Source organism: Chitinophaga rupis, assembly GCF_900109685.1.
GTDB classification, from domain to species: domain Bacteria; phylum Bacteroidota; class Bacteroidia; order Chitinophagales; family Chitinophagaceae; genus Chitinophaga; species Chitinophaga rupis.
The window spans coordinates 25,268-39,897 of the sequence record NZ_FOBB01000001.1 but is presented as its reverse complement, the minus strand read 5'-3'; the positions used below and the strand labels follow the sequence as shown (position 1 = coordinate 39,897).

General features: G+C 48.4%; 13 protein-coding genes. All 13 read left to right on the top strand.

Annotated features, from left to right (window positions below; translation table 11 throughout):
* Window positions 1-5: 5 nt before the first annotated feature.
* The gene (nuoF, locus tag BMZ54_RS00155; RefSeq protein WP_089906143.1) at window positions 6-1,367 is read left to right on the top strand and encodes an NADH-quinone oxidoreductase subunit NuoF; all 1,362 of its coding nucleotides are present in this window, start codon (window positions 6-8) and stop codon (window positions 1,365-1,367) included.
* A gap of 24 nt (window positions 1,368-1,391) precedes the next feature.
* Window positions 1,392-2,483: an NADH-quinone oxidoreductase subunit G gene (locus BMZ54_RS00150; protein WP_089906142.1), complete on the top strand. Its 1,092-nt coding sequence runs from the start codon at window positions 1,392-1,394 to the stop codon at window positions 2,481-2,483.
* A 124-nt stretch (window positions 2,484-2,607) separates the two neighbouring features.
* Window positions 2,608-3,642 (top strand): NADH-quinone oxidoreductase subunit NuoH, encoded by a 1,035-nt coding sequence (gene nuoH, locus BMZ54_RS00145; RefSeq protein ID WP_202909099.1) that lies wholly within the window; start codon window positions 2,608-2,610, stop codon window positions 3,640-3,642.
* Between the two features lie 17 nt (window positions 3,643-3,659).
* Window positions 3,660-4,160 (top strand): NADH-quinone oxidoreductase subunit NuoI, encoded by a 501-nt coding sequence (nuoI, locus tag BMZ54_RS00140; RefSeq protein ID WP_089906141.1) that lies wholly within the window; start codon window positions 3,660-3,662, stop codon window positions 4,158-4,160.
* A gap of 31 nt (window positions 4,161-4,191) precedes the next feature.
* Window positions 4,192-4,686 (top strand): NADH-quinone oxidoreductase subunit J family protein, encoded by a 495-nt coding sequence (locus BMZ54_RS00135; RefSeq protein ID WP_089906140.1) that lies wholly within the window; start codon window positions 4,192-4,194, stop codon window positions 4,684-4,686.
* Between the two features lie 110 nt (window positions 4,687-4,796).
* Window positions 4,797-5,114, top strand: a complete 318-nt coding sequence (gene nuoK, locus BMZ54_RS00130) for an NADH-quinone oxidoreductase subunit NuoK (RefSeq protein WP_089906139.1) — start codon at window positions 4,797-4,799, stop codon at window positions 5,112-5,114.
* A 101-nt stretch (window positions 5,115-5,215) separates the two neighbouring features.
* A complete protein-coding gene (gene nuoL / locus BMZ54_RS00125) occupies window positions 5,216-7,123 on the top strand; it encodes an NADH-quinone oxidoreductase subunit L (protein ID WP_089906138.1) in 1,908 nt (635 codons plus the stop codon).
* A 21-nt stretch (window positions 7,124-7,144) separates the two neighbouring features.
* Window positions 7,145-8,581 carry a complex I subunit 4 family protein gene (locus BMZ54_RS00120; protein WP_089906137.1) on the top strand — a complete coding sequence of 479 codons (1,437 nt, stop codon included), beginning with the start codon at window positions 7,145-7,147 and terminating at the stop codon, window positions 8,579-8,581.
* A 135-nt stretch (window positions 8,582-8,716) separates the two neighbouring features.
* Window positions 8,717-10,090 (top strand): NADH-quinone oxidoreductase subunit N, encoded by a 1,374-nt coding sequence (locus tag BMZ54_RS00115; RefSeq protein ID WP_089906136.1) that lies wholly within the window; start codon window positions 8,717-8,719, stop codon window positions 10,088-10,090.
* Window positions 10,091-10,277: 187 nt separating this feature from the next.
* Window positions 10,278-11,555 carry an ABC transporter permease gene (locus BMZ54_RS00110; RefSeq protein ID WP_089906135.1) on the top strand — a complete coding sequence of 426 codons (1,278 nt, stop codon included), beginning with the start codon at window positions 10,278-10,280 and terminating at the stop codon, window positions 11,553-11,555.
* Window positions 11,556-11,664: 109 nt separating this feature from the next.
* Window positions 11,665-12,132 carry a RidA family protein gene (locus BMZ54_RS00105; RefSeq protein ID WP_089906134.1) on the top strand — a complete coding sequence of 156 codons (468 nt, stop codon included), beginning with the start codon at window positions 11,665-11,667 and terminating at the stop codon, window positions 12,130-12,132.
* Between the two features lie 231 nt (window positions 12,133-12,363).
* Window positions 12,364-13,467: a D-TA family PLP-dependent enzyme gene (locus BMZ54_RS00100; protein WP_089906133.1), complete on the top strand. Its 1,104-nt coding sequence runs from the start codon at window positions 12,364-12,366 to the stop codon at window positions 13,465-13,467.
* An 87-nt stretch (window positions 13,468-13,554) separates the two neighbouring features.
* Window positions 13,555-14,628, top strand: a complete 1,074-nt coding sequence (locus BMZ54_RS00095) for a dipeptidase (RefSeq protein WP_089906132.1) — start codon at window positions 13,555-13,557, stop codon at window positions 14,626-14,628.
* Window positions 14,629-14,630: the final 2 nt, after the last annotated feature.

Genomic DNA, 14,630 nt, shown 5'->3' with positions numbered 1-14,630 from the left:
AGTATATGGGACGCAAATTACTTTTAGATAAGGCACATATAGAGGGCATCCGGTATTATGATACCTACCGGAAAAATGGCGGGTATGAGGCTGCTGGCAAAGTGTTTAAGACCATGAGCCCCGACCTGGTGGTGGAAGAGGTGAAGAAGAGCGGCCTGCGTGGCCGTGGTGGTGCGGGTTTCCCTACCGGTATGAAGTGGAGCTTCCTGGCCAAACCGGAAGGCGTGCCCCGTTACCTGGTTTGTAATGCAGATGAATCTGAACCCGGTACTTTCAAAGACCGCTACCTGATGGAATTTTTACCCCACCTGTTAATAGAGGGGTTATTGATAGCCAGCTATGCACTGGGCTCTCACAGCACGTATATCTATATCCGTGGGGAGTATGCCTGGATCCCGGACATACTGGAAGAGGCCATTGCAGAAGCCAAACAGAACGGCTGGTTAGGTAAGAACATACAGGGTACCGGTTTTGACCTGGAAATATATGTGCAGCGCGGCGCCGGCGCTTATATCTGCGGGGAGGAAACTGCTTTGATAGAATCACTGGAAGGCAAACGCGGTAATCCCCGCATTAAGCCGCCATTCCCGGCTGTAAAGGGCTTGTGGCAGTGCCCTACCGTGGTAAATAACGTGGAAACTTTAGCGGCAGTAGTGCCCATCATTAATATAGGTGGTGAGGAATATGCGAAAATAGGTATCGGCAAATCAACCGGTACCAAGCTCATTTCAGCCTGCGGCAATATTAAAAAGCCGGGGGTATATGAAATTGATATGACCATCTCCGTAGAAGAGTTCATTTATTCAGATGAATACTGCGGAGGCATTCCCAAAGGCAAGCGCCTGAAGGCCTGCATTCCGGGTGGATCTTCCGTACCCATTCTGCCGGCTAACCTGCTGTTGAAAACAGCCAAGGGCGAAACCCGCATGATGACCTACGAAAGCCTGAACGACGGTGGTTTTGCCACGGGCTCTATGATGGGCTCCGGCGGTTTTGTAGTGCTGGATGAGGACCAGTGCGTGGTACGCAATACCTATACACTGGCCCGCTTTTACCATCATGAAAGCTGCGGACAGTGCAGCCCCTGCCGCGAAGGTACCGGCTGGATGAAACGTGTGCTCCATAACATTGAGTATGGTAAAGGCAAGATGAGTGATATAGACCTGCTGTGGGATATACAACGTAAAATAGAAGGTAATACCATTTGCCCGCTGGGCGATGCGGCTGCATGGCCGGTAGCGGCTGCCATCCGTCACTTCCGTGATGAATTTGAATGGCACGTGAAAAATCCGAATGCCGCGCAGCAGCGCAATTTTGGTATTGCACATTACGCCGATCCTTTACCTGTTGCAGCAGCAGCAGTGTAATGCCACAGCTTTAAACATATAAACATGGCTGAAGAAAAGAAACTATTCAAGGTTAAGATTGATAATATCTCCGTGGAAGTGGAGCCGGGAACAACCATCCTGAATGCAGCCCGGCAGATAGGAGGAGATATAGTGCCGCCGGCAATGTGTTATTATTCCAAGTTACAGGGCAGTGGTGGTAAATGCCGTACCTGCCTGGTAAAAGTAACCAAAGGTTCTGAGGCCGATCCCCGCCCTATGCCCAAGCTGGTAGCCAGCTGCCGTACCACTGTAATGGATGGTATGGAAGTAGCCAACATCACCTCTCCCGAAGTACAGGACGCCCGTAAAGGTGTAGTAGAGTTCCTGCTGCTGAATCACCCGCTGGATTGCCCTATCTGCGACCAGGCGGGCGAATGCCATTTGCAGGATCTGGGTTATGAGCACGGTGCAGATGGTACCCGCTATGAGTTTAAACGCAGAACATTTGAACAGGTAGATATTGGCGATAACATCAAGCTGCACATGACGCGCTGCATTCTTTGCTACCGTTGTGTATACACCGCCGACCAGCTTACCAACAACCGTGTGCATGGCGTATTGAACCGTGGTGAGGCATCTGAGATCGGTACTTACATTCAAAAAGCGCTGACCAGTGAGTTCATTGGCAACGTGATCGATGTATGCCCTGTAGGCGCCTTAACAGACAGAACTTTCCGCTTCAAGAACCGCGTATGGTTCCTGAAACCGGTAGATGCGCACCGTAACTGTGATAAGTGCTGCGGTAAAACCGTACTGTGGATGCGCGGTGATGAAATATTCCGTGTAACGGCCCGCAAGGATAAATATGGTGAGGTAGAAGATTTTATTTGCGATACCTGCCGCTTTGATACCAAAGAGGCCAGCGCCTGGACCATTGAAGGCCCGCGCAAAATTGACCGTCACAGCGTGATCTCACAGGGCCATTATGTAGGTACGGTTAAACCGAAAGATACTCTTGTCGAAGTAATGGACGGCCGCCAGCCACGCCTGCTCATGGATATCCATAGCGTAAGTCAGGTGAACCGTCCGGAGATAGACCTGTCTAAGATAGACGGGCCTGCGCATTCGGATGACTTTAATAACGCTAAACGCTAAACGCCGAATGCTTAACGCAAAAAGCGCAAAGCACAAAGCATAAAGCACAAAATGGAAAGCTTAAAGCAAAACACGATCAGCGTTCGGCATTAAGCGTTCAGCACTAAGCATAAATTCGTAATTGATGAACATAGACTGGTTCTTTATAATTGAAAAGATAGCGCTCATCTCAGGGGTGCTGGCACTGTCATTGGGAGTAGCCATGTATTCAACCTGGGGAGAAAGAAAGGTTGCTGCTATTATACAGGACAGGCGCGGTCCTAACCGGGCCGGTTTTATGGGGCTGCTGCAGCCTTTGGCTGATGGGGGAAAGCTCTTTTTCAAGGAGGAGATCATTCCCACCCTCTCTCATCGTTTCCTGTTCATCCTGGGGCCTTCCCTGGCTATGCTGGTAGCCTGTATGACCAGTGCGGTAATTCCCTGGGGCGATACGCTTACCATTGGAGGCAGGCAGGTATCCCTGCAGGTAGCAGACATTAACATCGGTATCTTATACATTTTTGGAGTAGTGAGCCTGGGCGTGTATGGCATTATGTTAGGCGGCTGGGCCTCCAACAATAAATATTCGCTGCTGGCTTCTATACGTGCCGCTTCGCAGATCATTTCCTATGAGCTGGCCATGGGCCTTTCCCTAATAGCCCTGCTGATGCTGACCGGGTCCCTGAGCCTGAAGGATATTGTAGAGCAGCAACGCCATAGCTACTGGAACGTAGTATACCAGCCATTAGGTTTTATCATCTTCCTGATCTGCGCTTTTGCAGAGTGTAACCGTACCCCGTTTGACCTGCCGGAAGCAGAGAATGAACTGAACGGCGGTTATCACCTGGAATACTCTTCTATGAAGCTGGGCTTTTACCTGTTTGCAGAATATATCAACATGTTCATCAGCTCTGCACTCATGGCCAGTATGTATTTTGGCGGTTACAGCTTTCCTTTTATGGATAGCCTGGGCCTGGATGCTAACCTGATCACCATTCTTGGATTTGTAGCTTTATTTATTAAGATAATATGCTTCCTGTTCCTCTTTATGTGGGTACGGTGGACCATTCCACGGTTCCGTTATGATCAGCTGATGCGCCTGGGATGGAATATTATGATCCCGATCGCCATCGTAAATATGCTGCTCACCGGCGCGTGGATATTGTATAAACAGGGATAAGAAAAACTAATTGAATTATGCAAGCACTAACAGATAGAGTAAAACCGGTGGACCGCAGGCCGCTGAATTTTGTGGAGAAGCTATATATACCGGCTATTTTAAAAGGCATGGGTATCACCTTTAAGCATATCTTCAAGAAGAAAGCTACGGTGAACTACCCCGAAGAAACACGCCCCTTTAGCCCGGTGTTCCGTGGTTTGCATATCCTGAACCGGGATGAGGAAGGCCGTGAAAGATGTACTGCCTGCGGCTTGTGCGCAGTAGCCTGCCCCGCAGAAGCCATCACCATGGAAGCTGCAGAAAGAAAACCCGGAGAAGAAAAGCTGTATCGTGAAGAGAAATATGCCGCCAGCTATGAGATCAATATGCTGCGCTGCATTTTCTGCGGTTTCTGTGAAGAAGCCTGCCCGAAGGATGCTATTTATTTAACAGAAACATTTGCGCCGTCTAACTACGATCGTAAAGGTTTTATATACGGTAAAGACGATCTGCTGATCCCTGATCCGAAGAAAAAATAAATTGCACCACCTCCAACAATTCACCATATAAATGAATACGCAACAAGTCATTTTCCTGGTACTTTCCGCAATATCCCTGGCATCCGCCATGGGGGTGATACTGAGCAAGAATCCTGTCACCAGCGTATTATGCCTGATCCTTACCTTCTTTACTATAGCCGGTCATTATGTAATGCTGAACGCACAGTTCCTGGCAGTGGTGCATATCATTGTATATGCAGGCGCTATCATGGTGCTGTTCCTGTTTGTGATCATGTTAATGAACCTGAATGCAGATGTAGAGCCGCAAAAACGTAATTGGTTAAAATATGCGGGCGCTATCAGCGGTGGTACGCTGCTGGTAATACTGGTGGCTGCCCTGCGCGATGCCAGCATGCCTTCCCTGCAAAGCGGCTCCTCAGATATCGGATTGATCGCAAACCTGGGTAAAACCTTATTCCACCAATACGTGGTGCCCTTTGAAATAAGCAGTGTGCTGTTCCTGAGCGCTATGGTAGGCGCCGTGGTGATCGGTAAAAAGGAATAAGTAAATGTGCTGATGTGCTAATGCGCTGGTGAATGTTTAATGTGCAAATGACAAACAGCAAAGCATCCTCAATTCGTAATTCGTAATTAAATAATTCGTAAATAAATAATATGCCTGTTCAATACTACATATTTCTCAGCATAGCCTTGTTCTGTATCGGAATAATGGGTGTGCTGATGCGCAGGAACGCCATTATTATTTTCATGTGCATAGAGCTGATGTTGAATGCCGTGAACCTGCTGCTGGTGGCCTTTTCTAAAATGTGGGCCGATGCAGGCCGTATAGATGCAGCAGCAGCGCAGATCTTTGTGTTCTTTATTATGGTGGTAGCAGCAGCAGAAGTGGCGGTGGGCCTGGCTATTATTGTCATGGTATACAGGAATACCCACTCCGTGGATATTAACATTCTGAACAGACTTAAAAACTAAAAACGCTGCATGCTTAATGCTTAACACTTAACGCACCTAACAAAACACGATCCGCGTTCAGCGTTCCGCATTCAGCATTCAGCATAAATCGTAATTGATAAATGATCAATCTCGTTTGGCTGGTACCAGTTTTACCATTATTAGGTTTCCTGATTAATGGATTAGGAAGGCGATACTTATCCAAATCCCAGGTAGGCGTTGTGGGCAGCGGTGTTATACTGGCTGCATTTGTAATTAGTGTAATGATATTCCTGGAGGTAAGGCAGCCGGGTTTCAGCGGGCAGGTAGTTACTTTGTTTGACTTCATTAACGTGGGCCGCCTGCAAATACCCTTTGCTTTCCAGGTTGACCAGCTGAGCGCCTTATTCCTGTTGATCATTACCGGTGTTGGCTCTCTCATTCATATTTACTCCACCTCTTATATGCATGATGAAAGTAACGAAGGCTTTGCCCGTTACTTCGCTTACCTGAACCTGTTCGTATTCTCCATGCTGCTGCTGGTGCTGGGCGCTAACTATGTGCTGATGTTCATTGGCTGGGAAGGCGTGGGTTTATGTTCTTACCTGCTGATCGGTTTCTGGTTTAAGAATGCAAACTATAACAAGGCCGCTAAAAAGGCTTTTGTAATGAACCGCATTGGCGACCTGGGTTTTCTGCTGGGCATTTTTGGTATGATAGCTATGTTCAGCAGCGTTACCTTCTCAGAAGTGTTTTCCAAAACAGCCGCTTTAGGTGCACATAGTAATTACAGCAGCCAGATCGCAATTATTGCTATGCTGCTGTTTGTAGGCGCTATGGGTAAATCGGCCCAGATCCCTTTATATACCTGGCTGCCGGATGCCATGGCCGGTCCTACACCGGTATCTGCCCTCATCCATGCTGCCACCATGGTAACCGCCGGTATTTATATGGTAGCCCGCAGCAATGTGTTATACACGCTGGCGCCGCAGATACAAACTGTTGTAGCGGTAATTGGTTTGGCTACTGCGCTGCTGGCAGCCTCCATTGCACTGGTGCAGAATGATATTAAGAAAGTGCTGGCCTACTCCACCGTAAGCCAGCTGGGTTATATGTTCCTGGCGCTGGGCGTGGGCGCTTATACCGCCGCGGTATTCCACGTAATGACGCATGCCTTCTTCAAAGCCCTGCTGTTCCTGGGCTCCGGCTCTGTGATACATGCTATGGGCGGTGAGCAGGATATCCGCAAAATGGGCGGCCTTAAAAAGTTCATGCCCACCACCAACTGGACCTTCCTGGTAGGCTGTCTGGCAATAGCCGGTATACCGGGCCTTTCCGGCTTCTTTTCTAAAGATGAGATACTGGCTCACACCTTTGAACATAATAAGATCATGTATGTGCTGGCCTTAGCCGGTGCGCTGATGACGGCGTTTTACATGTTCCGTTTATACTACATTACTTTTACCGGAAGTTTCCGCGGCACACATGAGCAGGAACACCATCTGCATGAAAGCCCGGTAGCTATTACTTTTCCGCTGATAATACTGGCCATCCTATCTATAGTAGGTGGTTATATTGGCCTGCCGGAAGTATTTGGCGTAAAGCACTGGCTGGCAGAATACCTGTCGCCCATTTTTGCGCCTTCGGCTCCGTTCACAGAAGCACATCACCTGGAGCATAATATGGAATGGCTGTTAATGGGCCTGAGCTCTGTGCTGGTGATCATCTTTATTTTCATTGCCCGCAGCAAATATGTGAAGTATGCGGATACCGGCCGTGAAAACACCGGCCTGGCCAAAGTGCTGGAGAACAAGTGGTATGTGGATGAGCTGTATGATGCGGTGATCGTAAAACCATTGGGCATGCTGTCCCGCTTTTTCCAGGATGCGCTGGAAAAAGCCGGTATAGACCGTTTGGTGAATGGCGTTGGCCGCAGCATTACCTGGGGCAGCCAGCAGGCACGCCGCCTGCAGAACGGGCAGGTAGGTTTCTACGTATTTGCCATGGTAATAGGAATTATCGTATTATTTGTGATAGGATTGTTGTTATAATAGACAAGCGAACGAAAAATTATGTTAACAGTTTTACTGATATTGATCCCTTTGGTAACAGGCCTGCTAACGTTTGGCCTGAAGGGGTCAGGACCTAAAGTGCTGGGCCTGATATCATCCCTGGCTTCTTTAGCCGTAGTGTTAGGCGCATTGTTCCAGTTCCGGGCAGCCCCGGATACCCTCCATTTTGCCGTTAACTGGATCCCCCAGCTGGGCAGCCAGTTCAATGTGGGCCTGGATGGTATGGGAGTAATGCTTTGCCTGCTTACCGCTATTGCGTTCCTGCTGGTTTTTATAACCATCTTTAACCGTACGTATGAGAACCAGAGCAGCTTTTACGGTTTAATGCTGCTGTCGCAGGCCGGGCTGGTAGGCGTATTTACCGCTTACGATGCATTGCTGTTCTACGTTTTCTGGGAGCTGGCTTTAATACCGGTATACTTCCTGTGCTCTATGTGGGGCGGGGAAAAGCGTGTACCCGTTACGTTTAAATTCTTTGTTTACACCTTTGCAGGGTCCTTACTCATGCTGGTAGGCATTATTTACCTGTACCTGCAATCACCTGATAGATCTTTCAGCTATGCTACTTTCACCAGCCTTAACCTGCCGGTGAAGGAGCAGTCCTGGTTATTCTGGCTGCTGTTTGTAGCCTTTGCTATTAAAATGCCCATCTTCCCTTTTCATACCTGGCAGCCGGATACGTATGAGCAATCGCCTACGCCGGTAACCATGATCCTTTCCGGTGTAATGGTTAAAATGGGTTTATTTGGTGTTATCCGCTGGCTGTTGCCGGTATTGCCCCAGGGTGCTTTCATGTGGGCGGATGTGGTAATGGTGCTGTCTGTGATCGGTATCATTTACGCTTCCTGCATAGCCATTGTGCAAACGGATTTCAAACGCCTGATCGCTTATTCTTCCATTGCGCACATCGGGTTAATGTGTGCCGCCATCTTTGCTAATAATGAGCAAAGCCTCCAGGGCATACAGGTGCAGATGTTCAACCACGGTATTAACATCATCGGGTTGTGGATAGTGGTAGAGATCATCCAGTCAAGGCTGAATGTGAAAAATATGGACGAGCTGGGTGGTATTGCACAGGTGGCGCCGCGCCTGTCTATCTTCCTGGTAATTATTTCACTGGCTAATATTGCATTACCGCTTACCAATGGTTTTGTGGGCGAGTTCCTGATGTTTAGCGGATTGTTCCAGTATAATATGTGGTTAATGGGCGTTGCCGGTTTAGGCATTATACTGGCGGCTGTATATACGCTGAATATGCTGCAGAAAGTAATTTTCGGGGAAAGCAATGCTTTAACCGCTACGACTACCGACCTGCAAAATTCAGAAGTGCTGGCGCTAAGCCTTATTGTGGTAGTGATACTGGCATTGGGCGTGTATCCCAAACCCATGCTGGACCTGGTAAGCAGCACTACAGAACTGGTAAATAAAGTATTTTAACAGAGTCCATGGTCCATAGTCCATGGTCCATAGTCCATGGTCCATGGCATATGCTTTTGGTAACGGTGTTACGTAGTATGCAATGGACTATGGACCATCGACTATGGACTATAAACTTTTTTGTAACGGAACAATATGAATTCACTAATTTCTACTGCTTTATCGGGTGTTGTGCTGATGTTTGTTGGTTTATTTGTCAGCAATAGGCAGCGCATTAAATATTTTGCTATCGCACTGGTGCTGGTGGCCTTTGTGGCTAACCTGCTGGAGCTCTCCACCCTGCAGGGCGGCAGCCAAACCCTGTTTGGTATGCTGGAGGTAAGCAAATTCGGCCTCCTGTTCAATGCAGTGATGCTGGGTGCTACCTTATTATATTTTTTGCTGTGCGGCAGTGAGTTTGAAAAAGTAGGAGAGCATGTAGCGGATTATTTTGCGTTGATATTTTTTATCCTCTCCGGGATTATGCTGGCATCCGGCTTTAGCAGCCTGCTGATGCTGTTCCTGGCCATTGAGATCATTTCTATTCCGCAATATATACTGGCCGGCGCTGATAAAAAGAACCTGAAAAGTAATGAGGCTTCCCTGAAATACTTTTTAATGGGCTCCTTTTCTACCGGTATCCTGTTAATGGGTATTGCGCTCATTTACGGCGCTTCCGGTACTTTTAATATTAATGAGCTGGCGCTGGGCACCGGTGAGCTGCATCCCTTAACTATCGGCGGTATTATGCTGCTGATCTTTGCGCTGGCCTTTAAAGTATCTGCCGTGCCCTTCCACTTCTGGACGCCGGATGTATATGATGGCTCACCCACCGTATTCACTGCCTTTATGGCTACCGTGGTAAAGGCGGGCGGTTTTATTGCTTTCCTGCGTCTGTTCCATGTAAGCTTTACCGGTGGCGCCATTAGCCAGCACTGGCTGCTGGTACTGGCCATTATTGCTGCAGCTACACTGGTACTGGGTAACCTTACTGCCGTGTTCCAGCAAAGTGTAAAGCGTATGCTGGCATATTCCAGTATTGCGCAGGCAGGCTTTATGCTGCTGGCCGTAATTGCGCTCAATGAAACAGCTACCCAGGGTATTATCTTATATGCTGCTGCCTACAGTGTGGCTACTATTGGTATGTTTGGCGTGTTAATGAAAGTAAAGGACTACACCTTTGAAGGATTTAACGGCCTGGCCCGCAAACAGCCTTTGCTGGCCCTGGCTGCCACTATCTTCCTGTTCTCGCTGGCAGGTATTCCTTTAACAGCCGGGTTCTTTGCCAAATATTTTGTGCTGTCAGCCGTAGTGCAGCAGGGTAACCTGCTTTGGCTGGTAATACTGGCAGTGATCTGCGCCGCCATCAGCGTGTACTATTATTTCCGCGTTATTATGGCTATGTACTTCAAGGCCGGTGAACCGGAAGTAGGGGTAATTACGCCCGCTTTCAGAACAGTCCTGATCATTGCTATTATCATTGTAATTGTACTGGGTGTTTATCCCGGTGTACTGTTGCAGTGGGCATAGATCATTCAATAAAAGGGTGAAAAGCGAAAGGCTGTAATAAATGCCTGCCGCTTTTCACCTTTCTTTTTGCATAACCGCTTGTTTTCCACGCACTCCCTTCGCCGTTCATCGCCTATCCGGCGCACCCTTCACCTTTCGGCTTTCAGCTTTCACCTTTTTACATTAACTTTAGCTGGAACCCTTTACTATGCAATTCCGTGACATTTTTTCCCTGGCGTACCGCTCAGTCAGCGCCAACCGTTTGCGAACCGGTCTTACAGTAGCCATCATTGCTTTTGGTATTATGGCCCTGGTGGGCATCCTGACTGCAATTGACAGCATTAAGGGCAGCTTGTACAGCAGTTTTGCCAGCATGGGCGCCAACAGCTTTTCTATCCGTAACCGGGAAATGATGATCCGCATGGGTGGTGGCGATAATGCCACCAAAGGCAGTAATAAGCAAAAGAAAAAAGTAAGGACCTCCAACCGCAATAAACGCATCTCCTACGAGGAAGCCATGGATTTCAAACAGCGGTTTTCCTTCCCTTCCATGGTAAGTATTTCTTTTAATGCCACCGGCATTGCTACGGTGTATAAAGATGATAAGAAAACCAACCCCAATGTGCAGGTGATCGGCGGGGATGAAAATTATATACAGTTCTCCAACTACACACTGGAACAGGGCCGTAATTTTAACGAACAGGACGTAACCTCCGGCCAGAACGTAGCGCTGCTGGGGCATGATGTGGCCGTAAAGCTGTTTGGCCGTAATCTGAAAAATGTGGTGAATAATACCGTGCGCGTGGGCGATGTGCGTTACCGCATTATTGGATTGCTGGGCTCCAAAGGCAGCAGTAATATAATGAGCGCAGATAATATTGTGCTTACTACGGTTAACAATACACGCCGTGTATTTAACCGGCCAACCGCTTCGTACCAGATCGGGGTGGCGGTAAACGCCGTACAGCAAATGGATGCAGCCGTAGGGGAGGCCACCGGCCTTTTCCGGATCATACGCCACCTGGACCTCAATGAAAGCGATAATTTTTACATCAGCAAAAGTGATAGCCTGGCAGAAATGCTGTTCAGCAGCTTAAGCAAAGTAACCATTGCTGCCGCAGTGATAGGTTTTATTACCTTGTTTGGTTCTGCGATTGGGCTCATGAATATCATGCTGGTATCGGTGGCAGAGCGTACCCGTGAGATTGGAGTGAACAAAGCCCTGGGAGCTACCGCGCCTACCATCCGCAAACAGTTTATTTACGAAGCCATTATTATTAGTGTGGCCGGCGGTTTGCTGGGCGTGTTCCTGGGCATGATCGTAGGTAATATCACTTCACTGCTGTTAAAGACCAGTTTTGTTGTGCCCTGGTTGTGGATCACGCTTGGCATAGCGCTGTGTGCCACCGTAGGGTTAATATCCGGCATTTACCCTGCCATCAAGGCTTCCCGCCTGGATCCTATAGTAGCGTTGCGCTACGAATAACCGTTTACTAACTTATTATGAACGGCCCGGTAATGCAAAATTAACCGGGCTGGAAATTTTTTTTATTCATAGCTTTATCGCATCGGTAAACCATTAAAATTATCTAACCGTGGGATCTCCAACAGAAAATTTCAAGGCATTAGGTTTAAGCCTGCCGCCGGCGCCAACTCCATTAGGAGTGTACAAACCTTTTTTAATAGATGGTAAGCACGTATATGTATCCGGCCACGGCCCGGTACAGGACGATAAAAGCCTGATCATTGGCCGCATTGGCGCAGACCTGGATATTGAGCAGGGCAAGCTGGCTGCAAGGCAGGTGGGCCTTACCATCCTGTCTACACTGGTGGCTAACCTGGGCAGCCTGGATAAAATTAAAAGAGTGATCAAAGTATTAGGAATGGTGAACGGTACCCCGGATTTTGCACGCCACCCTTATGTGATCAATGGCTGCAGCGAGCTGTTTGCCAAAATATGGGGAGAGGATAATGGCATTGGCGTACGCAGCGCAGTGGGCATGGGCTCCCTGCCGGATAATATTCCTGTGGAAATAGAAGCGCTCTTTGAGCTGCACGACTAATTTATAATTAAGAATGAATAATTAATAATAAAGTAGGCAAGCTCTTTGTGGTGTACCTGCACAACGGTTGTTCATTCAATATTCCGTATAGAACAATGAATAGTTTAGTGAACAGTGAGCAAACAGAATTCTCATAACTATTATTCATTCACAAATAATACGCAGTATTAACCTACAGCAACATTACTGGCACAACGATTATTCATTATTAATTATTCATGCTTAATTATAATGTGGTATTCTCTTGAAAATGAAGCCCAGATAGACTCCCCGGCCCTGCTGATATATACCGGCAGAGTAAAGGAGAATATTGAGCTGCTGAAAAGCAGAATAAATGATGTACAACGGTTACGCCCCCACGTAAAAACCGTTAAGATAGCAGAGGTAGTGCAACTGATGCAGGCAGCCGGCATACAGAAATTCAAATGCGCCACCATTGCTGAGGCAGAAATGTTAGGCCTTGTAAATGCGGCCGATGTGCTGCTGGCTTACCAGCCGGTAGGTCCCAAAGTAGCAAGGCTGGCTGCATTGGTGCAAAAGTATCCGCAAACCGGCTTCTCCTGCCTGGTAGATAATATTATGGCTGCAACAGCCATTGCTGAGTATTTTGATGCGCAAAAACTCAACCTGCCGGTGTACCTGGACCTGAACGTAGGCCAGCAAAGAACAGGCATTATACCTGGCGCAGCAGCATTGGAGCTGTATGCACAGCTGTTTACATTAAAAGGTATTACACCCGTAGGGCTGCATGCGTATGACGGCCACCTGCACGATGAAGCAATTGAGATCCGTACCCAGCGCTGTAATGCGGCATATGAGCCGGTAGCTGCGCTGGCGCAGGCTATTATTGATAAAGGATTGCCCGCTCCAAAAATTGTAGCAGGCGGTACGCCTACCTTTCCCATTCATGCACAGCGCAGTGGTATAGAATGCAGCCCCGGCACCTTTGCTTTCTGGGATTGGGGATACCAGCAACATTTGCCGGATCAAACGTACAATCATGCCGCATTGGTTATGACCAGGGTGGTATCACATCCCGCAGAAGGGCTGCTTTGCCTGGACCTGGGACATAAATCCATAGCTGCAGAAAACCCGCTGCCTAACCGTGTACACTTCCTGAATGCACCGGAAGCAAGCCCGGTATCGCAAAGCGAGGAACACCTGGTGATTAAAGTAGCAGATACGGCTGCTTACCCGGTAGGTACGGTATTGTATGGCGTGCCCTATCATATATGCCCTACCGTAGCCCTGTATGATAAAGCCTACATCATTGCCCACCATAGTGGTGAAAGCCAGTGGCCGGTAATAGCAAGGAATAGAACTATATTAATTTAATTAGCCGATGTGCTAATATGCTAATGTGCTGGTTAGTCTTGTCAGCACATTAGCATATCAGCACATTAGCACATAAAACATTTAACTGTGTTTGTAATAGATGCACACCTGGACCTAAGCATGAATGCCATGGAATGGAACCGTAACCTGCGGTTACCTGTAAACGAGATCAGAGCAAGAGAGCAGGGCTTAACGGATAAGCCGGACCGCGCCAAAGGCGTAGTTGCCCTGCCGGAGCTGCGTAAAGGCAACATAGGCCTGGTGGTAGCTACGCAGATAGCCCGTTTTGTAGCGCCGGATAACCCGCTGCCCGGCTGGTTTTCGCCGGAGCAGGCCTGGGCGCAAACCCAGGGCCAGCTGGCCTGGTACCAGGCCATGGAAGAAGCAGGGGAGATGGTAGCTATTACAGACCTGGCATCGCTGGAAAGACATTTAGCGCTGTGGAATAACAGCAAAAAGTCCAATGAGCAAAAGCCGGTAGGTTATATCCTGAGCCTGGAAGGTGCGGATTCTATTGTAGATACTTACTACCTGCAATGGGCATACGAATATGGCTTACGCGCCGTAGGCCCTGCTCATTATGGCCCCGGGCGCTATGCACAGGGCACGGATGCCACCGGCAAAATGACGCCCCAGGGGCATGAGCTGCTGAAAGAAATGGAGCGCCTGAACATTATTTTAGATGCCACGCATTTATGTGATGATAGTTTCTGGGATGCCATGGATCACTTTAACGGGCATGTATGGGCCAGCCATAACAACTGCCGTGCATTGGTGGATCATAACCGCCAGTTCAGTGATGAGCAGATCAAAGAGCTGGTGGCACGCAATGCCGTAATAGGCGGTGCGCTGGATGCATGGATGATGGTGCCCAACTGGCAAAGAGGCGTATCGGATCCCAAAGCGATGAACTGCTCGCTGGAAGTGATGGTGGATCATCTGGATCATATTTGCCAGATAGCAGGTAATGCGCTCCACATTGGTATTGGTTCTGACCTGGATGGAGCTTTTGGCAAAGAGCAATGCCCGTATGACCTGGAAACCATTGCCGACCTGCAAACCGTACCGGCGCTGCTGGAAAAACGCGGTTACTCCGCAGCGGATATTGAAAACGTAATGCACGGGAACTGGCTGCGCTTTTTACGCAATGCCTGGAAGTAAAA

Bases quoted from the DNA above. Each gene is read 5' to 3' on its own strand.
- nuoF (WP_089906143.1), top strand. From the start codon at position 6: ATGGGACGCAAATTACTTTTAGATAAGGCACATATAGAGGGCATCCGG.
- BMZ54_RS00150 (WP_089906142.1), top strand. From the start codon at position 1,392: ATGGCTGAAGAAAAGAAACTATTCAAGGTTAAGATTGATAATATCTCC.
- nuoH (WP_202909099.1), top strand. From the start codon at position 2,608: ATGAACATAGACTGGTTCTTTATAATTGAAAAGATAGCGCTCATCTCA.
- nuoI (WP_089906141.1), top strand. From the start codon at position 3,660: ATGCAAGCACTAACAGATAGAGTAAAACCGGTGGACCGCAGGCCGCTG.
- BMZ54_RS00135 (WP_089906140.1), top strand. From the start codon at position 4,192: ATGAATACGCAACAAGTCATTTTCCTGGTACTTTCCGCAATATCCCTG.
- nuoK (WP_089906139.1), top strand. From the start codon at position 4,797: ATGCCTGTTCAATACTACATATTTCTCAGCATAGCCTTGTTCTGTATC.
- nuoL (WP_089906138.1), top strand. From the start codon at position 5,216: ATGATCAATCTCGTTTGGCTGGTACCAGTTTTACCATTATTAGGTTTC.
- BMZ54_RS00120 (WP_089906137.1), top strand. From the start codon at position 7,145: ATGTTAACAGTTTTACTGATATTGATCCCTTTGGTAACAGGCCTGCTA.
- BMZ54_RS00115 (WP_089906136.1), top strand. From the start codon at position 8,717: ATGAATTCACTAATTTCTACTGCTTTATCGGGTGTTGTGCTGATGTTT.
- BMZ54_RS00110 (WP_089906135.1), top strand. From the start codon at position 10,278: ATGCAATTCCGTGACATTTTTTCCCTGGCGTACCGCTCAGTCAGCGCC.
- BMZ54_RS00100 (WP_089906133.1), top strand. From the start codon at position 12,364: ATGTGGTATTCTCTTGAAAATGAAGCCCAGATAGACTCCCCGGCCCTG.